Annotated in this window: 21 protein-coding genes; 13 read left to right on the top strand and 8 right to left on the bottom strand. The window is 67.6% G+C overall.

Annotated features, from left to right (window positions below; genetic code table 11):
• The first annotated feature begins 13 nt into the window (after window positions 1-13).
• The 4 genes from G372_RS0107270 (at window position 14) to pmbA (ending at window position 4165) form a co-directional block, all read left to right on the top strand.
• Window positions 14-844, top strand: coding sequence for a carbon-nitrogen hydrolase family protein (locus tag G372_RS0107270; RefSeq protein WP_026340440.1), 831 nt, complete (start codon window positions 14-16; stop codon window positions 842-844).
• A gap of 108 nt (window positions 845-952) precedes the next feature.
• A complete protein-coding gene (tldD, locus tag G372_RS0107275) occupies window positions 953-2395 on the top strand; it encodes a metalloprotease TldD (RefSeq protein WP_018863547.1) in 1443 nt (480 codons plus the stop codon).
• A 46-nt stretch (window positions 2396-2441) separates the two neighbouring features.
• Complete coding sequence (locus G372_RS0107280; protein WP_018861981.1) at window positions 2442-2705, top strand: hypothetical protein; 264 nt, start codon at window positions 2442-2444, stop codon at window positions 2703-2705.
• Window positions 2706-2791: 86 nt separating this feature from the next.
• On the top strand, window positions 2792-4165 hold the full coding sequence (gene pmbA / locus G372_RS0107285) for a metalloprotease PmbA (RefSeq protein ID WP_018863548.1): 1374 nt from the start codon (window positions 2792-2794) through the stop codon (window positions 4163-4165).
• 4 nt (window positions 4166-4169) lie between these two features.
• Here the strand turns inward: pmbA and G372_RS0107290 are convergent, their stop codons facing one another.
• Genes G372_RS0107290 through G372_RS0107325 form a run of 8 tightly spaced genes read right to left on the bottom strand, consistent with a single transcriptional unit; the run spans window position 4170 to window position 12629 of the window.
• On the bottom strand, window positions 4170-4997 hold the full coding sequence (locus G372_RS0107290; protein ID WP_018863549.1) for a symmetrical bis(5'-nucleosyl)-tetraphosphatase: 828 nt from the start codon (window positions 4995-4997) through the stop codon (window positions 4170-4172).
• A 4-nt stretch (window positions 4998-5001) separates the two neighbouring features.
• On the bottom strand, window positions 5002-5394 hold the full coding sequence (apaG, locus tag G372_RS0107295; RefSeq protein WP_018863550.1) for a Co2+/Mg2+ efflux protein ApaG: 393 nt from the start codon (window positions 5392-5394) through the stop codon (window positions 5002-5004).
• 35 nt (window positions 5395-5429) lie between these two features.
• On the bottom strand, window positions 5430-6407 hold the full coding sequence (locus G372_RS0107300) for a glucokinase (RefSeq protein ID WP_019624702.1): 978 nt from the start codon (window positions 6405-6407) through the stop codon (window positions 5430-5432).
• 40 nt (window positions 6408-6447) lie between these two features.
• Entirely contained in the window at window positions 6448-7239 is a 792-nt protein-coding gene (rsmA, locus tag G372_RS0107305; RefSeq protein WP_026340439.1) for a 16S rRNA (adenine(1518)-N(6)/adenine(1519)-N(6))-dimethyltransferase RsmA, read from the bottom strand.
• A gap of 8 nt (window positions 7240-7247) precedes the next feature.
• Complete coding sequence (gene pdxA / locus G372_RS0107310) at window positions 7248-8312, bottom strand: 4-hydroxythreonine-4-phosphate dehydrogenase PdxA (protein WP_019624700.1); 1065 nt, start codon at window positions 8310-8312, stop codon at window positions 7248-7250.
• Window positions 8278-9705: a peptidylprolyl isomerase gene (locus G372_RS0107315; RefSeq protein WP_019624699.1), complete on the bottom strand. Its 1428-nt coding sequence runs from the start codon at window positions 9703-9705 to the stop codon at window positions 8278-8280. The genes pdxA and G372_RS0107315 overlap by 35 nt, the downstream gene beginning before the upstream one ends.
• The gene (locus G372_RS0107320) at window positions 9689-11944 is read right to left on the bottom strand and encodes an LPS-assembly protein LptD (protein WP_019624698.1); all 2256 of its coding nucleotides are present in this window, start codon (window positions 11942-11944) and stop codon (window positions 9689-9691) included. The genes G372_RS0107315 and G372_RS0107320 overlap by 17 nt, the downstream gene beginning before the upstream one ends.
• Before the next feature lie 37 nt (window positions 11945-11981).
• The gene (locus G372_RS0107325; protein ID WP_018863556.1) at window positions 11982-12629 is read right to left on the bottom strand and encodes an adenylate kinase; all 648 of its coding nucleotides are present in this window, start codon (window positions 12627-12629) and stop codon (window positions 11982-11984) included.
• Window positions 12630-12869: 240 nt separating this feature from the next.
• Between G372_RS0107325 and ppa the strand changes: the two genes are divergently transcribed.
• From ppa to lipB, 9 genes are all read left to right on the top strand, one after another.
• The gene (gene ppa / locus G372_RS0107330; RefSeq protein ID WP_018863557.1) at window positions 12870-13406 is read left to right on the top strand and encodes an inorganic diphosphatase; all 537 of its coding nucleotides are present in this window, start codon (window positions 12870-12872) and stop codon (window positions 13404-13406) included.
• Window positions 13407-13510: 104 nt separating this feature from the next.
• Window positions 13511-15391 (top strand): penicillin-binding protein 2, encoded by a 1881-nt coding sequence (gene mrdA, locus G372_RS0107335; protein ID WP_018863558.1) that lies wholly within the window; start codon window positions 13511-13513, stop codon window positions 15389-15391.
• Entirely contained in the window at window positions 15388-16506 is a 1119-nt protein-coding gene (gene rodA / locus G372_RS0107340; RefSeq protein WP_018863559.1) for a rod shape-determining protein RodA, read from the top strand. Before mrdA ends, rodA begins: the two co-directional genes overlap by 4 nt.
• Window positions 16503-17528, top strand: a complete 1026-nt coding sequence (gene mltB / locus G372_RS0107345; protein ID WP_018863560.1) for a lytic murein transglycosylase B — start codon at window positions 16503-16505, stop codon at window positions 17526-17528. Before rodA ends, mltB begins: the two co-directional genes overlap by 4 nt.
• Entirely contained in the window at window positions 17485-18489 is a 1005-nt protein-coding gene (locus G372_RS0107350; protein ID WP_026340438.1) for a septal ring lytic transglycosylase RlpA family protein, read from the top strand. Before mltB ends, G372_RS0107350 begins: the two co-directional genes overlap by 44 nt.
• Before the next feature lie 106 nt (window positions 18490-18595).
• A complete protein-coding gene (locus G372_RS0107355; RefSeq protein WP_019624696.1) occupies window positions 18596-19843 on the top strand; it encodes a serine hydrolase in 1248 nt (415 codons plus the stop codon).
• A 12-nt stretch (window positions 19844-19855) separates the two neighbouring features.
• A complete protein-coding gene (locus tag G372_RS0107360) occupies window positions 19856-20740 on the top strand; it encodes a D-amino acid aminotransferase (protein ID WP_019624695.1) in 885 nt (294 codons plus the stop codon).
• The gene (locus G372_RS0107365) at window positions 20737-21006 is read left to right on the top strand and encodes a YbeD family protein (RefSeq protein WP_018863564.1); all 270 of its coding nucleotides are present in this window, start codon (window positions 20737-20739) and stop codon (window positions 21004-21006) included. Before G372_RS0107360 ends, G372_RS0107365 begins: the two co-directional genes overlap by 4 nt.
• Entirely contained in the window at window positions 21003-21725 is a 723-nt protein-coding gene (gene lipB, locus G372_RS0107370) for a lipoyl(octanoyl) transferase LipB (RefSeq protein WP_019624694.1), read from the top strand. The genes G372_RS0107365 and lipB overlap by 4 nt, the downstream gene beginning before the upstream one ends.
• Window positions 21726-21884: the final 159 nt, after the last annotated feature.

Here is a 21884-nt window from a genome sequence, read left to right on the forward strand (position 1 = left end):
ACGGATGCATTTGATGACTCAGGTAGCGGCAATACAGATGGCCTCCGGGCCTCAACCCCAGGCGAACCTGCTGGAGGCGAAGCGCCTGCTTCAGGAGGCCGCGGACAAGGGGGCCCGCCTGGCGGTGCTGCCGGAGAACTTCGCGTTCATGGGGATGCAGGAGATGGACATCCTGGGCATCGCCGAGGTCGCCGACGGGGCAGGACCCCTGCAGGCCTTTCTCGCCGAGCAGGCACGTCGCCTGGGGCTGTGGATTGTCGGTGGCACTGTGCCCCTGCAGACCGGAGACGGGGAGCGCGTGCGTTCCGCCTGTCTGGTGTTCGATGACCAGGGCCAGCAGGTGGCGCGCTACGACAAGATCCACCTGTTCGATGTGCAGCTGCCGGACAGCAGCGAGGCCTATACCGAGTCGAAGGTGTTCGAGCGGGGCGAGCAGGTGGTCGTCGTCGATACCCCGGTCGGGCGCATGGGACTCGCGATCTGCTATGACCTGCGCTTCCCGGAGCTGTTTCGGGCCCTGCTCGATCAGGGGGCCGACTGGGTCGCGCTGCCAGCGGCGTTTACCGCGCAGACCGGCCAGGCCCACTGGGATGTCCTGCTGCGCGCACGCGCGATCGAGAACCAGTACTACATGCTCTCGGCGGCCCAGGGTGGATTTCACGTGAACGGGCGCGAGACCTATGGACACAGTGCTCTGGTGGACCCCTGGGGTCGGGTGGTGGATCAGCTGCAGCGCAACCCGGGTGTGCTGCTGGCCGATCTGGATCATGCCCAGGTCGAACGCATCCGCATGGTGTTCCCGACCATCGAACATCGACGTCTGGCCTGCCCGGGGACGGTCTGATCCGAACGTCCGCGTCAGGCATAACCGCGCGGCGCGCGGGCTTGAAAGCCCGGTACGGGCCCCAAACGCCATACTGGATACCACGCCTTTCCGAACCACGAGGATTCCATGATCGACCGTCTTGCCCAACAAACCCTGCTCGACCCGGCTGGTCTCGGTGACCACGAGCTGACCACCCTGCTCGGCACGACCTTCGGCCGCGGCGTGGACGGGGGTGACTGCTACTTCCAGTTTGCCTGCCAGGAGGGCTGGTCGCTGGAGGATGGCATCGTCAAGTCGGCCAGCTTCAATATCGAGCGCGGCGTGGGCATCCGCGTGGTGCGCGGCGAGCAGACCGGCTTTGCCTACTCCGACGACATCGCGATGCCGGCACTGCTGGATGCGGCACGGACCGCGCGCAGCATCGCCGATGCGGGCCAGAGCGCGCGGATCGCGGTGGCGAGCCGCGCGCCCTCGCGTCCGGCGCTGTACGCCCCGGAGAACCCGATGGACTCGCTGGACGAGCAGTCCAAGATCGATCTGCTCAAGGAAGTGGACGCCGCGGCGCGCGCCGCCGATCCGCGTGTGACCCAGGTGATGTGTTCCCTGTCCGGGGTGCACGAGGTGGTCCTGGTGCTGAATGCCCGTGGTGAGCTGACCACCGATGTGCGCCCGCTGGTCCGCCTGAGTGTTCAGGTGATCGCCCAGCAGGGCGATCGTCGCGAGTCCGGTACCTCCGGGGGCGGCGGCCGCTTCGGTTACCGCTATTTCCTCGAGAACGACCGCGCGGCCGGCTATGCCCGCGAGGCAGTGCGCCAGGCCCTGGTGAACCTGGAGGCGCGCGACGCGCCGGCCGGCACGATGAAGGTCGTGCTGGGTCCCGGCTGGCCCGGTGTGCTGCTGCACGAGGCGATTGGCCACGGCCTGGAGGGCGATTTCAACCGCAAGGGGACCTCGGCCTTCTCCGGACGTATCGGCGAGCGGGTGGCCGCAAAGGGCATCACCATCGTCGACGACGGCACCCTGGAAGGGCGTCGCGGGTCGCTGAACGTGGACGACGAGGGCACCGCGACGCAGCAGACCGTGCTGATCGAGGACGGCATCCTGCGTGGCTACATGCAGGACGAGATGAACGCCCGGTTGACGGGTGTCCAGTCGACTGGCAACGGCCGGCGCGAGTCCTACGCCCACCTGCCGATGCCGCGCATGACCAATACCTACATGCTGGGCGGCGAGGCCGACCCGGAGGAGATCCTCGCCTCGGTGGAGGACGGTCTGTATGCGGTCAACTTCGGCGGCGGGCAGGTGGATATCACCTCCGGCAAGTTTGTCTTCTCCGCCTCGGAGGCCTATCGCGTCGAGAAGGGCAAGGTGACCTACCCGGTCAAGGGTGCGACCCTGATCGGCAACGGCCCGGACGTTCTGACCCGCGTCTCGATGGTGGGCAACGACATGCGCCTGGACCCCGGTGTGGGGACCTGTGGCAAGGAAGGACAAGGCGTGCCGGTGGGAGTGGGGCAGCCCACCCTGCGTATCGACGGCATGACCGTGGGGGGCACCCAGGCGGCCTGACGCCGGCCCGGAGTGCCCGCGAGCGAGCAGCGACAAGGAGGCTTAGATGAAGCTGGATTTTCTGGATCAGGAACATTCCCTGCCGGAGGGGCATGGCCACGACAAGATCGTACAGTGGCATGTCTTCCGCGACCGCGAACGGGCCGAGCACTTCGCCGATCACGTCGAGCTGGGTGCGGGCCAGGAACTGGTCGGCGGCTGGACCCGTGACAGCGTCGGCAAGCTCTACTGGGTCGGCGTGCATGTCGAAGACCTGGAACGCTGGGGCAACGTCGGCGCGGTGCACAAGCACACGGGCCGCCCCTCCTGAAGCCCTGCGGGCCTTAACCACCGCGGTGGGCCGGGGATGACCTCGGCCCGCCGTCCACGTTTATCTGAATACCAACGGACGTCCGTATGAGCACATCCCCCGAACGCATGGCACCGGATCTCGAGATCCAGGCCCTGTCCCATTCCGCCGAGTCCCTGCAGGGCCGCGTCCAGCGCACGCTGGACGCGGCCCGCGCGCAGGGGGCTTCGGATGCGCAGGCGGTGGTCAGCCACAGCGTCGGGCTGGAGCTCTCTGTGCGCAAGGGCGAGATCGAGACGCTGGAGTACGAACGCGACCAGAGCCTGTCGTTGATTGCCTATTTCGGCCAGTCGAAGGGGGCCGCCTCGACGACCGATTTCAGCGAGCAGGCCCTGCTGGATACGGTCGAGGCGGCCTGCCGCATTGCGCGCTACACCGAGCCGGACCCCCATGCCGGGATGCCCGATCCCGCGCTCAAGGCCGGGGATTGGGATGACCTGGACCTCGACCACCCCTGGGACTGCGATGCCGAGCAGGCGACCGAACTTGCGCGTGCGATCGAGGCCGCGGGCTTTGCCGCCGATTCACGGATCGAGAACTCCGAAGGTGCGAGCGTCAACACACGCCGGGCGATTGCCTTTCTCGGCGACTCCCAGGGCTTCATGGGCGGGTATCGCAGTACGCGGCACGCGATGTCCTGCGCCCTGGTGGCGCGCGACGACGCCGGCATGCAGCGCGACTACGCCTACTCCGTGGCCCGCCACGCGGCGGATCTCGATGCCTGCGAGGCCATCGGGCGCATGGCCGCCGAGCGCACCGTGCGGCGCCTGGGCGGGCGCAAGCTGTCCACGCGCAGCTGCCCGGTGCTGTTTGCCCCGGAGATGGCGCGCACGCTGATCGGCAGTTTTACCCGTGCGATCTCCGGTCCCGCACAGTACCGCCACAGCTCGTTCCTGCTGAATGCGGTCGGGGAGCCCGTATTCCCCGACTGGATGCAGATCGAGGAACGCCCGCTGACCCCGCGCGCGCTCGGCAGCGCCCCGTTCGACGGCGAGGGCGTGCGCACGCGCAACCGTCCCCTGGTGGCCGATGGCGTACTGCAGAGCTACACCCTGGACAGCTACGCCGCCCGCCGCCTGGGGCTGGAGAGCACCGGCAACGCGGGTGGGGCGCGCAACGTGACCGTCAAACCGGGCGAGCGGGACTTTGCCGCCCTGCTGGCCGAGATGGGCACGGGCTTTCTGGTGACCGAACTGATCGGCCAGGGCGTAAACACGGTAACCGGCGACTACTCGCGCGGGGCCGCCGGCTTCTGGGTGGAGAATGGCGAGATCCAGTACCCAGTGGAAGAGATCACCATCGCCGGCAACCTGAAGGACATCTACCAGCGCATCGTCGCGGTGGGGACCGACGTCGACCGCCGGGGCAACATCCACACCGGCTCGATCCTGGTCGAATCGATGACCGTCGCCGGCGACTGACTCCCTAACTGCAAGCCGCCTGCCAGGTAGGGACTTGGCCGGGGTCGCGGGTCTCGTCGAGGCGTGCGAGGGTCATTGCCCTGCCCCAGACGCAGCCGCTGTCCAGTGACAGCCAGTTGGCTCCTCGGCGATGGCCGAGCGCGGCCCAGTGACCGAACACCAGGGGAAAGCCTTCGCTCAAGCGGCCCGGCCAGGCAAACCACGGTGTCAGCGTGGTCGGGGCGTCTTCCGGTGGGCCATTGCCTGAGAATTCCAGTCCGCCATCGGGTAGCAGGTAGCGCATGCGGGTGAAGGCGTTGATCGTGTAGCGCAGGCGGTCATACCCGGTCAGATCCGGGTCCCAGTGGGCGGGTTCGTCGCCGTACATCACCTCGAACAGGGCATGGCGTCGCGCGGGATCGCGCAGTTCGGCCTCCACCCGTCGGGCCTCGGCCTGCGCGGTTTCGAGACCCCAGTCGGGCGGGATGCCGGCATGCACCAGGGTCCAGCCAGCGTCGGAATCCGTGTGCAGCAGGGGGCGCTGTGCCAGCCACTCCAGCAGTTCGGCGGCGTCCGGGGCGTCGAGTACGGGGCGCAGGGTGTCCTTGTTTCCGGGGTTGCGCACGCCCTCGGCGGCGGCGAGCAGGTGCAGGTCGTGATTGCCCAGCACGGCGGTTGCGGCATCGCCCAGGGTGCGGACGCGGCGCAGGCAGCCAAGCGAGTCCGGTCCCCGATTGACCAGGTCGCCCACCAGCCACAGGTGATCCGTGGCGGGGTCAAAGCGAACCTGCTCCAGCAGGCGTTCCAGCGGGTCCAGGCAGCCCTGGAGATCGCCAACGGCGTAAAGGGCCATGCCCCTAGTGAAGCGTGCGGGGTACGGAGAGGGTGAAGGGCGGGATCGGCGCCTCGAAGGTGTTGCCGCGTTCGTCCTGCATGCCGTAGCTGCCCTCCATGGTGCCGACCGGTGTCTCGATCACCGTGCCGCTGGTGTATTCGAAGCTGTCGCCGGGCTCGATGCGTGGCTGTTCCCCCACCACACCCTCGCCACGTACCTCCTGCGTCTGGTCGCGGCCGTCGCGGATGATCCAGTGACGGTTCAGCAGCTGCACGGTCAGCGCGCCGGAGTTGCGGATCGTGATGTGGTAGGCGAACACATAGCGGTCGTCATCGGGCTCCGACTGTTCCTCGACGTAGGCCGTGGCGACCTCGATCTCGATCGCATGTTCTTCGGTTGCTTGGGGCGAATTCATTTGTTTACGGCTCCTTTTGGGGGAAACACTGCTGGTCAGTGGTTCCCCTGCCGCCAGGCGCTGACGGCAGCGCCCAGCAGGCCGGGTTCAGGGTGCATGATAAGGGACACAGGCAGACGCTCAAGCAAGTGGGTCATCGGTGGGCGATTATGCAGGGCCTGCAGAAACGTTGCCTCCTGGAAGTAATCGGCCCAGCGCGGGGCAATCCCGCCGGCCAGATACAGCCCGCCGGTGGGCAGGGCGGTCAGGGCCATGTCGGCCAGTTGTCCTGCATAGATCCTCACGAAACGCTGGACGACCGCGAGGGCCGCCGCGTGGCCACCATCGGCCAGGTCACTGACCGCGGCGGCCGGGTCGGCAGCCGTCAGGGCCCGCGCCAGCGTGGCATCGTCCCGGCGTGCCAGTTCAAAGCGTGCGATGCGCGCAATGCCGCGACCGCTAAGCAGGTGCTCGCGGGTGCAAAGCCCTTCCTCGGCGCTGACAAACGCCGCGAGTGCCGCCTCGTCCGCGTCGGCGGGGGAAAAGCGTGCGTGGCCCCCTTCGCCGGGATGGATGGCGGGCTGGTGGGGCGGGCCGACCAGGCAGGTCCCGAGACCTGTTCCGGCCCCGACCACCAGGCGCAGGCCGTCTGCATCGGCTGCCGCGTTCTGCAGGGTGATCCGGTCCCCGGGTTCAAGGGCATCCAGGCAGGCGCCGACAGCGGCGAAATCGTTGATCAGTGCGACCGGGATGCCCAGGGTCTGTTCGAGTGCGCGCGCGTCCAGTTCGGGCCAGTCGAGGTTGGTCGCGCGGGCCCGGCCGCCTTGCACGGGGCCGGCCAGGGCCAGACCGGCGGCCGCCAGCGGCTCGGCTGGATCGACCTCGGTGCGCCAGGCCTCGAGGATGTGGCCCAGGTCCGGAAAGTCGCGGCTGGGGTAGCGGTGGATGTCGTGCAGCGACCAGTGTGCGCCGCTGTGGCGGGCACGTGCGACCCGGGTGCGGGTACCTCCGATGTCGGCCACGATGAAGTCCATAGGGCGATGATAGCGGATCGCTGCCCGCTGGCGTGATGGGTCAGTGCGCGGCGGCCAGTCGCGCCAGGGCCGCGAAGCCGTGGACGTCCACGGTCTCCGGGCGGGCGCCCGGGTCCAGGTGTGCCGCCTCGATCAGGGCGGCATCCACCAGCCCGGAGAGCCCCCGCCGCAGCGTCTTGCGGCGGTTGGAGAAGGCCTGGTTCACAACCTTTGCGAACACCGGGTACAGCGCGCTGTCCACCAGCGGCGCCTCCAGTGGTGTGATGCGCACGACCGCGGAGTGGACCTTGGGCGGCGGGTGGAAGGCGCCGGGGGGGACCCCGAACAGCGACTGGGCCCGGGCGCGCGCCGCGAGCATGACTGTCAGGCGACCATAGGTCTTGCTGCCGGGGGCGGCGGTCATGCGCTCGACCACCTCGCGCTGCAGGAGGAAGTGCATGTCGCGGATGGCGTCCACCTGCTCGAGCAGATGGAACAGCAGGGGGGTCGAGATGTTGTAGGGGAGGTTGCCCACGATCCGCCAGCCACCCTCCGGTGTCGGACCAAGGCTTGCCAGGTCCAGATTCAGGGCGTCGCCTTCGTGGAGTTCCAGGCGCTCCGGGGCAAAGGCGGCGCGCAGGCCAGCCGCCAGGTCACGGTCGATCTCCACTGCGACCAGGCGGTTCAGGCGCTCCAGCAAGGCGCCGGTCAGGGCCCCCCGGCCGGGTCCGATCTCCAGCACCGGGTCGTCGGGGCGTGGGGCGATCGCGCCGACGATGCGCGCGAGCATGGCCTGATCATGCAGGAAGTTCTGGCCGAACCGCTTGCGGATCGGCGGCAGCGCGCTACCCATGTGCGGCATCACCCATGGGCGTGCGCGGCCTGTGCCTGCAGGCGATGGCGGGCCAGTTCCCGGGCCAGGCTCTCGGCCGCGAGGAAGCTGCCGACCTCCGCGCGGCCGCTGCCGGCCAGGTCGAGGGCCGTGCCGTGATCGACCGAGGTGCGCACGAAGGGCAGCCCGAGGGTCACATTGACCGCATGTCCGAATCCCGCGTGCTTGAGTACCGGGAGCCCCTGGTCGTGATACATCGCCAGTACCGCGTCGACGTCGGCGAGGGCGCGCGGCGTGAATGCGGTATCCGCGGGCAGCGGCCCGCGCAGGTCCAGGCCCTCGGCGCGCAGCCGGTCGAGCGTCGGGGTGATGACCTCGATCTCCTCGCGCCCCAGCACGCCGTCCTCGCCGGCGTGCGGGTTCAGCCCGCACACGCCGATGCGCGGGTGTTTGATCCCGAAGTCCTCGGCGAGGTCGTGGTGGAGTACGCGGGTGACCGCTTCGATGCGTTCCGGCGTGATCGCATCGGGGACGTCGCGCAGGGAAAGGTGGGTGGTCACCAGTGCGACTCGCAGGGATTCGGTGGCCAGCATCATCACGGGCATGGGCGCGCCGGCGCGCTCGGCCAGCCACTCGGTATGACCACTGAAGGAGATGCCGGCACGGTTGATCACGCCCTTGTGCACCGGGCCGGTGACCATCGCGTCGAAGGTGCCATCGAGACAGCCATCGGCGGCGGCGGCGAGCATTGCCAGCACGCCCTCGGCGTGCCGGGGGTCGAGGGTGCCCGTTTGCACGGGGCCGCCGGCCGGGACCGCGATGACCTCCAGCGTGCCGCGCGGTGTGGCGGCGCGCGGGCGTTCGGGGTCGAAGGGGATCAGGTGGATGGACCGGCCCAGTCGGTGTGCCCGTTGTTCCAGCACATCCGGGTCACCGATGGCGATGCGCTGGGCGCCGCCGCCAGGCTCGTGGGCCAGGGCAATCAGCAGATCCGGCCCGATCCCGGCCGGTTCGCCAGCGGTCAGCGCCAGACGCGGGATGGCGCCCGGCGTCCGGGCGTCAGGAGCCGAAGCCGTCAACGCGGTATTCGACATAGGCCTCGTCGCGCAGACGACGCATCCACAGTTCGATCTCTTCCTCGCGCTTGCGATTTTGCAGGATCTCGCGGGCGCGGGCCCGGATCTGCTCGCGCGAGGTGTCGACCTCGCGGTGGTCGAGGACCTCGATGATGTGCCAGCCGAACTGGCTCTCCACTGGCTCGCTGATCTCGCCCGGCTGCAGGGCGTTCATCGCCTCTTCGAACTCCGGCACCAGCTCGCCGGGACTGATCCAGCCGAGCTTTCCGCCCTGGGCGGCGGAGCCGGGGTCGTCGGAGTTTGCGCGGGCCAGGGCCTCGAAGTCACTGCCCTCGCGGATGCGGTTGTACAGGGACTCGGCCTGGCGGCGGGCCTCTTCTTCGGTGCGGACCTGGTCCGGACTGATCAGGATGTGGCGCACCTGCGTCTGTTGTACCCGGGTCTGGTCGCCGCCCTCGCGGTCGACGAGCTTCATGATGTGGAAGCCGTTCGGCGAGCGCAGCACGTCGGTGATCTCGCCGGTGCGCATCAGCACGGCCTCGCGGGCAAACACGGAGGGGATTTCGCCGGCGGTGCGCCAGCCGAGGTCGCCGCCCTCCAGGGCATCCGGGGCGTCGGATTCGGCGATCGCCACGCTGGCGAAGTCCTCGCCCTCGCGTACCCGCTGACGCAGTTCGCGGGCCTTCTCGCGGGCGGTGGCGATCTGGCTGGAGTCCGCGCCGGGCGGCAGGGAGACCTGGATATGTGCGATGCGATAGCGCACGCCGCGGTCGATCGCCCCACTCTCCGAGGCGATCAGGTCCGCGATCTCCTGATCGCTGACACGAATCTGGTTGTCGACCTGGCGGCGCTGCAGCTGGTTGACGGTCAGCTCGTTGCGGATCTGTTCGCGGAAGGCGTTGAAGTCGACGCCGTCCTGCAGCAGAGCCTGACGCAGCTGCGGCAGGGTCATGCGGTTCTCGCGCGCGATGTTCTCCATCGCCCGGTTCAGGGTCATTTCGTCGATGTTGATGCCGACCCGCTCGGCCTCCTGCAGCTGAACGCGTTCGACGATCAGCCGTTCCATGACCTGTCGCGCAAGAGTGTCGCGATCCGGCGGGCGGGTGCCGCGTTCCATCATCTGCTGGGCGACCAGGTTCATGCGCTCGACCAGTTCGCGCTGGGTCACCACGTCGTCGCCGACCACGACCAGGATGCGGTCGGTGAACTGATCGCCCTCCGGGGGCGTGATGGGCGCGGCAGGGGCGCCGGCCTCGGAGGCGGCTCCGGGGGTGACCGGGGCCTCTACGGCATCCTCGGGTTGTTCGCCGCCGGGGACCTGGGCCTGTGCGGAAAGCCCAAGGCCCATGAGCACGGCGCCCAGTAGCGGGAGCCAGAAGGCCCGGCGATGTTGGTCAGGGGAGTGCGTCATATCCGGCTATACCCTCGCTCAAAAGCGAATCCACGCCGGAATCGAAGCGTCCGAGCCCGTCCAGCGTGAGTTGGAAATAAATCGAGTTGTCGTAGGTCTCGTCGAAGTCGTAGGCGCGGCGGGCGACCACTCGGATGCCATAGCAGCAACTACGATACTGAAGGCCGGCCAGAAGTTCGAGATCACGCTCCTCCTGCAGGCTGTAATTCCAGCGCCCGATCGCATCGATGCGCGGGGTCACCGGCCACAGCACGGAGACATCGGTCTGGTCGATGGAGCGGTTGCCCGCCTCGCGCTGACGATACCCCACGTTGATGCGGGCGCGCGCACTCGGGCTGTAGCTGACCGACAGCGCTGTGAGGGTGGTCTCCTCTTCGTCCTGGTTGTACAGGATGGAGCCGCGACCGCTCCAGGCGTCGCCAATGCGCACGCGGCCCTCCAGGGCGAGATCGGAGCGGGATTCGGTCAGTGGATCGCCGTCCGGGTCGCGGCGGACTTCGCGGTCCTCGAAGTAGCGGATCTGGCCGGCGGACAGGCTCATCCGCTCCTGGCCGGTCTGCTCGTCGAAGACCCGCGTGGTCAGCGCGGTGGTCAGCTGGTGGGTATCGCCGACCCGGTCGGCGCCGACGAAGCGGTCGAGGCTGAACAGGTTGTCGAAGCTGAAGTCCGCCTCGCCGGTGTCGAAGACCGGGATATCGGTCTGGTCGACGAACGGGACATAGCCGTAGAAGATCCTCGGCTCCAGCGTCTGCAGGCGACGCCCGTCCTGGATCGGGCGCTCGAAGACCAGCCCGGTGTCGATCGATGCCCGCGGCACGGTGCGGCTGATCGACTCGGGCCCCGGTTCGCCCCGGCGGTCCAGTTCGTAATGGGTATAGCGCACGCCGGCACTGGGCTCGAAGAAGAAGCCGCCGGTATCGAAGCGCCAGGAGGCCGTGGGGTTGAGGTCGAAGCGCGTGCCCAGGGGCTCCAGCGAGTCGCCCTCGCTGCGCTCGAAGCGCACCAGCTCGGTGTCCAGGTCCCAGGCCAGCCCGCGCCCCAGATACTCGCCCGCCTCCAGGGTGATCTGCGGCAGGCGCTGGTAGGGCTCGCGCTGGGCGCGCAGCTCGGGATCGACGATCTGGTAGTCCTCGATCCGGGTGCGCAGGCGGTAGGCCGGCTGGTTGTAGGTCAGGTCCGCACGGCGGCGCAGATAGGGCGTGCTGCCGGAGTAGCGGTCGGCGCCACCGAAGTCGCGGAAATACTCGCTGTCGGAGGCGTCGGCGGCGTCCAGGCGAAAGCGCAGGTCCGAGGTCAGGCGGCTCTGGTGAAACCACTGCACGTAGTGCCGGTCGTCGCCGAATTCGCTGTCACTCGGCAGGTAGCGGATGTCGGCCACGCCCTCGTGGCGGGGTTGCAGGTAGCGGAACTCGGTGCCGAGCTTCACCCCACGATCCGCCATGACTCGCGGGGTGAAAGTCGCGTCGTAGTTTGGCGCGATGTTCCAGTACCAGGGTGTGCTGATATCGGCTCCGTGGCGTGAGCTGACCCCGGCGCTGGGCAGCAGGAAGCCGCTCTGGCGGCGGTCGTCCAGCGGGAAGTGGATGTACGGCGTGTAGGCGATGGGTACGCCCTTGAAATGGACGCGGGCGTGACGGGCGACGCCGATCCCGCGTTCGCGGTCCAGTTCCAGGTCGCGCGTGCGCAGCCGCCAGCTGTCGTTGTCGATCGGGCAGGTGGTGTATTCGGCATCCTCGAACTCGTGCAGGTGGGGCGCGAGCTGGATGCCCACCCCGGCGCTGCCGCGTGCCGGCACGGATTGCACCAGGTAGTCGATGCGCCGGAACTCCCCGGTCTCCTCGTCCAGGCGGTATTCGCCGCCGTCGGTATGCAGCAGCAGGTCGCCGTCGAACAGCCGGGTGTCACCCTCGGTGCGGGCCACGCCCGTCGCGCGGTCATATTCGAGGAAATCGGTATCCAGGCGCCGACCGTGCTCGAAGAGCTGGACATTGCCGCGGGCGCTGATGAGCTCGCCCTCGCGGCGTACATGGTCGGCATCGATATCGGTGATCTCGACTGCGAGTTCGCGCAGCTCCGGCCACTCCATGTCGGGGGCGAACTCGCAGCCGGGCGGGCGCTCCAGCCGCTCGGGCTGGGCCTGCGCCGTCGTGGCGGTAATGCCGAGCGCGAGGGCGATTGCGATCCACGCCGTGGCCCGGCGGTTCAGTGGGCTTGCGTGGCCGGCAGGCGGAGGCGTCATGCGGGATTTATTCTGGGAAAACACTGATCATTCCTGATCAGTGTTTTCCCAAAAGCTGGCGGATTTCGTCGAAGATCAGCACGATGTCGCGGGTGCCGTTTACATGCTTGAGCAGCTCGCGGCCGGCGTAGTATTCGATCAGTGGCCGGGTCTGTTCCTCGTAGACCTTCAGGCGATTGACGACGGTCTGCTCGGTGTCATCGGCGCGGTGCATCAGTTCGCCGCCGCACAGATCGCACACGCCTTCCTGTTTGGGGGGGAAGGTATGGGTGTTGAACACGGCCCCGCAGTCGCCGCAGGAGACACGGCCGGTCAGGCGCTGTTTCAGCTCCTCGAACGGCACATCGATCTGGATGACCTGGTCGAGTGGTGCGCCAAGCTCCTCGAGCATGGTGTCCAGGGCCTCGGCCTGGGCGACGTTGCGCGGGAAGCCGTCGAGGATGTATCCCTCCTGCGCATCCGGCTCCTGCAGCCGGTCGCGGATCAGGCCCAAGGCGATGTCGTCGGGTACCAGCTGCCCCGCGTTCATCGCGCTTTCGACCTCGCGGCCCAGCTCGGTCCGGGCGGCCATTGCGGCGCGCAGCAGGTCGCCGGTCGAGACATGGGGGATGCCGAAGGTCGAGACGATCTTCTTGGCCTGGGTGCCCTTGCCGGAACCCGGTGCCCCCATCAGGACGATACGCATGACTGCCTCCTGCTGCCCGGTGCGTCGCCGAACCGCAGCACAAGCCGGGTACGGAGCGGCACGGTGAATGGCCTTCGGGCGACGCATTGCGGCAATGAGGCGCAAACCGTTCCCCGAGCGCGGTCTTATACCGCCTGATGGCAAGCCGTCGCAACCGGGGGCTTCGCTGACGGGTGCCATTGCGGGTGCACTCCCCTGTATAATCCCCCGCTCTTCAAAACAATCGGAATATACTCAAGCATGGACCTCAACCAGATCGAAGCCGGCAAGGATCTCCCCAACGACATCAATGTGGTGATCGAGATCCCCACCCAGGGCCAGCCCGTCAAGTACGAGATGGACAAGGACAGCGGGGCTCTGGTGGTCGATCGCTTTATGGCGGTCGCGATGTTCTATCCGTGCAACTACGGATTCATCCCGAACACGGAGTCGGAAGACAACGACCCGGTGGACGTGCTGGTGATCACCCCGGTGCCACTGCTGCCGGGCTCGGTCGTGCGTTCGCGCCCGATTGGTATGCTGAAGATGACCGACGAGGCCGGGGTGGACGCGAAGATCCTCGCGGTGCCGGTGGACAAGCTGTGCACGCAGTCCGCGCGGTTCCAGAGCCCGGACGACGTGCCGAAGGAACTCCTGGATTCGATCAAGCACTTCTTCGAGCGCTACAAGGAGCTGGAGAAGGGCAAGTGGGTCAAGGTCGAGGGCTGGACGGGCGCCGAAGAGGCCAAGGCGGAGATTGTTGCCAGCTACAAGCGTTACCAGAAGAGCAAGATCTGAGCCGGTAGCGGCCCGGCCACAGCGCATGGCGCGGATCGCCCCCGCTTCTCCGGGGTCGACTGCCGCCGCGTGCGCGGCGTTTGTCGGTGTGGCGGTTCCCTGAGATGGCCGGGCGCGATGACTACGGGCAGGAACAACAGGACCAGCAGCGGTTTGTTGTCCGTATTCTGCTGGCGCTGGTGCTGCTCGCCGCCGTCCTGCTCCTGATTGGCTGGCGCCTGTCGGGGCTTCAGGTCGGCGCGCATACCCATTTCACCACGCTGTCGGAGAACAACCGGCTGCGGGTGGAGCCGATTGCGCCCAGTCGTGGCGTGATCCGGGACCGGAATGGCCAGTTGCTGGCGGGCAACCGCGCCTCCTACCAGCTGGAGGTCACGGTCGAGCAGGCCGGCAATCTGGACGAACTCCTGGAGCGACTGCACGACTTTGTCGAGTTGTCGGAGGCGGATATCGAACGCTTCCGGCGTGGTGTGCGTCAGCGCCGCCCCTTCCAGCCAGTCCTGCTCAAGTCAGGGCTCGACGACACCACGGTGGCCAGGATTGCGGTCTCGCGGCACGAGTTGCCGGGGGTGGAGATCGAGGCGCGCCCGATGCGCTTCTATCCGCTCGGCGACAAGCTCTCCCATGTGGTTGGTTATGTCGGCCGGATCAACGAGCAGGACCTGGCGCGGGTCGATCCGCGCGCCTATGCCGGCAGCTCGCATATCGGCAAGATCGGCGTGGAGCGCTACTACGAGGACCTGCTGCACGGCCGTCCGGGCTACCGCCAGGTGGAGGTCAATGCCCAGGGGCGGGTCATCCGCGAACTTTCGGTGACGCCACCGGAGGCGGGTACCGACATCACCCTCACCATCGACGCGGACCTGCAGCGTGCCGCGTATCGATCCCTGGCCGGTCGCGAGGGAGCCATCGTCGCGCTGGACCCCAATAACGGCGAGGTCCTGGCGCTGGTCAGTGCCCCGGGATTCGATCCCGAGATGTTCGTGCGCGGGATCTCCCAGGCCGACTTCTCCGATCTGCAGTCCGACCCCTCGCGGCCGCTGTTCAACCGCGCCCTGACCGGGCAGTACCCGCCGGGCTCCACGATCAAGCCGCTGGTGGGCCTGGCGGCGCTGGACGAGGAGATCACCACCGCCGATCGCAAGATGTTCGCCCGGGGCTATTTCCAGATCCCCGGCCACGAGCGGCGCTATCGCGACTGGCGCAGGGAAGGCCATGGCTGGGTGGATATGTCGCGCGCCATCGCGGTTTCCTCCGACGTGTATTTTTACGACCTTGCCCATACGATGGGTATTGACCGGATGGTGCCGATGCTGGGGGCGTTCGGGATCGGGCAGCGCGTCGGTATTGATTCGACGGGCGAGCGCGCGGGCATCCTCCCGAGCCGCGACTGGAAGCGGGCGACACACGACCAGGTCTGGTTCCCCGGCGAGACCCTGATCACCGCGATTGGCCAGGGCTACATGCTGTCGACGCCGCTGCAGATGGCGGACTTCACGGCGACGCTGGCCGGGCGTGGGCAGCGCATCCAGCCACGTCTGTTGCAGTCGATGGACAACGACAATGGCGAGTTCGAACGGTTGCTGCCGCAGCCCCGCGAACCGGTGCAAACGGCCCCGGAGCACTGGGACACGATTCACGAGTCGCTGATCGAGGCCGTGCATGAGCGGCACGGCACCGCCTGGGGCTCGATTGGCAGTCGCCCGCCGACGGACTATCGCATCGCAGGCAAGACCGGCACTTCGCAGGTCTTCGGGCTGGCGCAGGACGAAGAATACGACGAGGACGAGCTGCCCCGGCACCTCTGGGATCACGCCTTGTTCGTCGGCTATGCGCCTGCGGATGATCCGCAGATCGCGGTCGCCGTGCTGGTCGAGCACGGGGGGTCGGGCGGCCGCGTGGCGGCCCCCATTGCCCGCGAGGTGATGGACGCCTTCCTGAAGGATGACGCCGGGATGACGCTCGACGTCGGAGAAGACCAATGATCAGTGTAACGGGGCGCGAAATGCCGCTGGGCCAGTGGGTGCTGGGACGGCTCCGCCTGGATGGCGTGTTGCTGGTATTAATTGGGGTCCTGCTGCTGGTGGGGCTGGCGGTGCTGTTCAGTGCCTCCGGCGAGAGCATGATCGCCTTGGAGCGACAGACCATGCGCATCGGCCTGGGCGTGGCCGCGATGGTGCTGGTCGCGCAGATCCCGGTGCGCACCCTGCGGTCCCTGGCGCCGTGGCTGTTTCTGGCCGGGATCGCGCTGCTGCTGGCGGTCATGGTCGCCGGCGAGATCGGCAAGGGGGCGCGGCGCTGGCTGGATCTCGGCTTCATGCGCTTCCAGCCCTCGGAAATCATGAAGCTGGCCGTGCCGATGATGGTGGCCTGGTACCTGTCGACCCGGAACGACCGGCCGCGGTTTCGCGATCTGCTAATTACGGTGCCGATGATTCTGGTGCCCGTGTTCCTGATCATGCGCCAGCCGGACCTGGGGACTGCGATGCTGGTGGGCGCCGCGGGCTTTCTGGTGATCTTCCTGGCGGGTTTGAGCTGGCGCTGGTTTGTCGGGCTTGGACTGGCCGCGGCCGCCGCAATCCCGGCGTTGTGGCTGCAGATGCATGATTATCAGCGCCAGCGGGTGCTGACGCTGTTCAATCCGGAGTCCGACCCTCTTGGGGCGGGTTATCATATTATTCAGTCCAAGATCGCGATCGGCTCTGGTGGGCTGTACGGCAAGGGCTGGCTGAATGGCACACAGTCGCACCTCGACTTCCTGCCCGAGCGCTCGACGGATTTCATTTTTGCGGTGTACGCCGAGGAATTCGGCTTTATCGGTGTCGCCCTTATGCTGTTGCTGTATTTTGCGATCGTGGCGCGCGGGCTGTGGATCTCCGCCCTGGCCCAGGATCGCTTCGCCCGCCTGCTGGGCGGGAGCCTGGCGCTCACCTTTGCCGTCTACATGGTGGTGAATATCGCCATGGTGACGGGGCTTCTGCCCGTGGTGGGCGTGCCGCTTCCGCTGGTGAGCTATGGCGGCACATCATTGGTGACGCTTATGGTCGCCTTCGGTATTCTCATGAGCATTGCGTCGCAACAGCGCCTGGTGAATCGATGACCCTGAACCTCCGCCCCCTGGGCACCCTTCGTTCCGGCCTCCTGCAGGCCGGGCTGATCCTGTCACTGGGGGCCTGTTCCCTGTCGAGCGTCTCGGGGTCCGAGTTTCGCGCCGGCGACCCGCCGTACCTGGAGCGCGAGGAGGTCCAGGCCTTTATCGACGAACAGGTCGAGGCGGGCATGGATCGCGACGAGCTGGAGGGCATGTTCGCCGAGGCCGATCCCCAGCAGCGCATCCTTGACCTGATCGCGGCGCCCGCCGAGGCACGTCCGTGGAAGGACTATCGCCCGATCTTCGTGAACGACCTGCGCGTCGAGCGCGGTGAACGCTTCATGGAGGAGCAGGCCGAGTCCCTCGCCCGCGCCGAGGAGGCCTTTGGCGTCGAACAGGAAATGATCACCGCGATTATCGGCGTGGAGACCAACTACGGGCGCAATACCGGGGGCTTCCGCGTGTTCGATGCCCTGGTCACGCTGGGCTTCGATTATCCGCCGCGGGCGGACTTCTTCCGCAAAGAACTGGGCGAGTTCCTGACCCTGGTGCAGGAGGAGGACCTGGATGTCCGCGAGACACGGGGTTCCTACGCCGGTGCCATGGGGCGCGGACAGTTCATCTCGTCGAGCTATCGCCACTACGCAGTGGACTTCGACGGCGATGGTCGGCGTGATCTGCTCAATTCCTGGCCGGATGCGATTGGCAGTGTCGCCAACTATTTCCGCGAGCATGGCTGGCAGACCGGCGAGCCCGTGGTCGCGCGTGCCCGGGTCGAGGGCGATGCCCACGAGGAACTGATCAGCCGCAATTTCCAGGCGCGCTTCGATCTCGACGAACTCGCCGAGCACGGCATCTATCCCGACGAGTCCGTGGCCGAGGACGGGAAATACTCGTTCATCCGCCTCGAGGGCGAGGACGGCTACGAGTACTATCTCGGGTATCCCAATTTCTATGTGATTACTCGCTACAACCGGAGCCCGCTGTATGCGATGGCTGTCCACCAGCTGGCCGAGGCCTTTGCCGAGTAAACGGTGCCGGGCTGGCGCGGCGTTCTTCGCGCTGGCCGCCCTGCTCGCGCTGGTGCTGGCGGGGTGCTCGTCTACTCCCGACCGCGAGGCCGACCCGGACCGTCCGCTGGGAGATGCGGCCTATGACGCCTACCCGGACCCCGATGACATCCCGCAGGACCTGGCGCTGATCCCGGACGCGGTGCCGAAGGACGAGCCGCCGAGTCGCTACGGGAACCCGCCCGAGTACGAGGTCTTCGGGCAGCGTTACCGCACCCTGCGCACCAGCACCGGATTCGAGGAAGAGGGCCTGGCCTCCTGGTACGGGACCAAGTTCCACGGGCGGCGCACGTCCAGTGGCGAGCCCTACGACATGTATGCAATGACGGCGGCCCACAAGACGTTGCCGCTGCCGACCTATGTCGAGGTCGTGAACCTGGAGAACGACCGCCGCGTGATCGTGCGGGTCAACGATCGCGGTCCCTTCGTGGACGACCGCATTATCGATCTTTCCTACGCGGCTGCTCACCGACTGGACATGACCGACGCCGGTGTGGCCCCGGTGCGCATCCGTGCGGTGGGGCCGGACGACGTGGACACGCCGCGCGTGGCCGACTCACGCGCGCCGGAGCCGGAACCGATCGAACTGGCCGAGGCCGGTGAGGGCGCCAACACCCGCGTGGCCGCGACATCGTCCGATGACACCCCGACTTCTGCCGAGTCGAATGCCGCCGAGACGTCCGAGAACAACGGTCGATGGGTGCAGGTCGGTGCGTTTGCCGAACGCCGGGCGGCGGAGGAGATCCAGCGGGATCTCCAGGCCCTCGGGTTCGAGTCGGTCGAGATCTCGACGCTGGAACGCGACGCGCAGTCGGATCTGCACCGCGTCCGCATCGGCCCGCTGGAGGAGGTCGCTCTGCAGGAGGCCACCGAACGCCTGCAGGAGGCCGCCCATGTCGACTACCGCATTGTCGACGACTGACGACACCGCGCATCGCTGAATTTATATAGGTGGGGCCCGTTTGCGTTCATCTGCGCGGGCCCCGTCTGCTATCGTTAGCCATCTCTACAGGAGGCCTTGAACCGCCATGACCCCGCCGCTTCGTTCTTTCGCCCGCCGCGCCCTGATGACCCTGTCGCTGGCCGCGTGCATTGCCGCCATGCCGGTCATGGCGGACGAGCCACTGCCGGTTCCGGGTAGTGGCGGGGCCATGCCGAGCGGGGTGCCCAGCCCGCCGTCGGATGTGACCGCCAAGAGCTACGCGCTGATGGACTTCGACTCCGGACTGATGCTGGCCTCGCGCGAGGCGGATGTTGACCGCGAACCGGCGAGCCTGACCAAGCTGATGACGGCCTATGTCGTGTTTGGCGAGATCCGTGACGGGCGGCTGGGGCTCGAGGACACGGTGACGATCAGCGAGCGGGCCTGGCGCACGGGCATGCGGGGCGCGTCGCGCATGTTCATCGAGGTCGGCGACGAGGTGAAGGTCGAGGACCTGCTGCGCGGGATGATCGTCCAGTCCGGAAATGATGCCTCCACTGCATTGGCCGAGGCCGTGGCCGGTTCCGAGGGCGCGTTTGTCGACATGATGAACAGCCAGGCGCGTGAACTCGGGATGATGAACTCGTATTTCACCAATTCGCACGGGCTGCCGTCCGACGAGCCGCAGTCCACCTCTGCCCAGGACATGGCATTGCTGGCGCGGGCGCTGATTCGCGAATTCCCCGACCTGTACGGCTACTACAGCGAGCGCTCGTTCGAATACAACGACATCTCGCAGAGCAACCGCAACATGCTGCTGTGGCGGGATGCCGGATTCGACGGCCTGAAGACGGGGTGGACCTCCGCGGCTGGCTACAACCTGGTCTCGTCGGCGGAGCGCAACGACCGCCGTCTGGTTGCCGTGGTCCTGGGAATCGAGGCCTCCAATCATCAGGAGGGCGGGACCCGCCGCGCCAACGAATCGCAGGCCCTGGTGAGCTGGGGCATGCGCTTCACCGAGCCGCAGCGGCTGTTCGAGGCGGGCACGCCACTTGGCAGCCCGCGTGTCTATCGCGGAACGGACAGCGAGGTGTCGGTCGGGGTGGCCGAGGACTTCTGGGTGATCGTGCCGCCGGGTCGTGGCGATGGGCTGGAGGCCTCGATGGAGCTGAACCAGCCGCTGGAGGCTCCGCTGGCCGCGGGGGCCGCGGTGGGCGAGGTGCAGGCCCGTCTGAATGGCGAGGTCATCGGGCAACAGCCAGTTGTGGCCCTCGAAGAGATCGAGGAGGGGGGGCTGGTGCGTCGCCTGTGGGATGGCGCCGCCCTGTCGCTGCGCTCGGTCTGGCCGTTCTGAACCGAGGCGCGTGTGGGCGTTGCGTACTTCAATGGCGAGTTCATGCCGCTCGAATCCGTGCGGATCTCGCCGCTGGATCGCGGGTTCCTGTTCGGGGATTCGGTCTACGAGGTGATCCCCAGTTATGCCGGCGAGCTGTTTCTGCTGGAGGAACACCTGCAGCGGCTGCAGCGCTCGCTGGACGCCATCCGCCTCGAATCGCCCCTGTCGTTCGACCAGTGGCGGGCCATGCTCGAGGAGCTCGTCCGGCGCAACGAGGGGGACGGGCCCGTCGATCTTGGCCTGTATCTGCAAGTCACGCGAGGCGTTGCCCCGCGCGACCACGCGTTTCCTGCCGGCGGCGTGCCCACGGTCTTTGCGATGGCCAGTCCGATCGCGCCACTGCCGGACACGATCCACCAGGCCGGGGTTGCGGCGGTGACGCGGCCCGATACGCGCTGGTCCCGCTGTGACATCAAGGCTACTACGCTGCTAGCGAACGTGCTTGCGCGTCAGGAGGCGCGTGAACACGATGCGGTCGAGGCCATCCTGCTGCTGGACGGTCAGGTGACGGAGGGTGCGGCGAGCAATGTGTTCGCCCTGGTCGACGGTACGCTGGTGACACCTCCGCTGGCGTCATCGCTGCTGCCGGGGGTCACCAGGGCCCTTGTGCTGCGCCTGGCGGCCCAGTGCGGTCTCGATGTCGTGGAGCGCGACCTGTCCGAGTCCGAGTTGCGTGCGGCCGGCGAGATCTGGCTGACCAGTTCCACCAAGGAGCTCCTGCCGGTTTGCCGCCTCGATGGCCATCCCGTCGGAGCCGGGGTGCCCGGTCCGGCCTGGGAGGCGGTTCATGCCGCGTATCAGGAAGAGAAATCCAGGGCAACGCAGTCCCGGCTGGAAGCCAAGGGGTGTGCATGACAGACGAACGCGAGAGCCTGATCGAGTTTCCCTGTCGTTTTCCGATCAAGGTCATGGGGGACTCGCACCCGGAACTCCTGGAGGCCGTGGAGGCCTGTGTGGCCGAGCATGTGCCGGACCCGGAGGATGCCGTGATCCAGCAGCGCGCCTCCAGTGGCGGGCGCTTCGTCGGCATCACCATCACCTTCACCGCGACCAGCCAGGCCCAGCTCGATGACCTCTACCGGGCCCTGGGGCGTTGCGACCGGGTCCGCATGATCCTGTGACCGGCCCGCTCGTCCCCGGGCCCGTGGTCCGCCTGCTGGGTACGCAGCCCTATATCCCCGTCTGGCAGGCGATGCAGCTCCAGGCCCGGGAACGCGATGCGGCCCGTCCGGACGCGTTCTGGTGCGTCGAACATCCCCCCGTCTTTACCCAGGGCCGTAACGGCCGCGCCGAGCACCTGCTGGATTCCGGCGCGACACCGGTGGTGGCGATCGATCGCGGGGGGCAGGTGACCTGGCATGGCCCCGGGCAACTGGTCGTCTACACGCTGGTGGACCTGCCGCGGCTGGGCATCGGGGTCCGGCGCCTGGTCGAGGGCCTGGAGCAGGCGGTGATCGATACGCTCGCGCAATCGGGTATCCATGCGCAGCGTCGGGAGAAGGCGCCGGGGGTGTATGTCGGCGGGGCCAAGATTGCGGCGCTGGGCCTGCGCATCCGGCACGGACGCAGCATCCATGGGCTGGCGCTCAACATCGCCCCCAATCTGTCACCGTTTCAGCGCATGAACCCCTGTGGCTATCCCGGGCTCGCCGCGACCTCCATGCAGCATCTGCTCGGCCCGGTGGATGCCACCCGCGTCCGCGAGCAGCTGCTCGCCCATCTCGTCGAGCAGCTGTTTCCCGCCGAGGCCGCGAGCATCCGGCATGAGCCCTCTTTGCCGCCTGAGCTCGTCCGTGTGCTGGCGCTGGGGCGTTGTCCCGCGCCCTCAGGCTGGGACTAGTTCGGCTTCTGGAGTTTACGGTGCCTTCGGCCGGCCGCCTGCCAAGCGCTGTTTCGGCAGCGCACCCCGAGGTACTTTCTTGCTTGCCCAAGAAAGTACCCAAAGAAGGGCACCCGGATTCCGCCCGGGGACCTTGCTCCAGGGCCCTCGGGCCGGCGG

This window comes from Thioalkalivibrio thiocyanoxidans ARh2 (assembly GCF_000385215.1).
Classification (GTDB): domain Bacteria; phylum Pseudomonadota; class Gammaproteobacteria; order Ectothiorhodospirales; family Ectothiorhodospiraceae; genus Thioalkalivibrio; species Thioalkalivibrio thiocyanoxidans.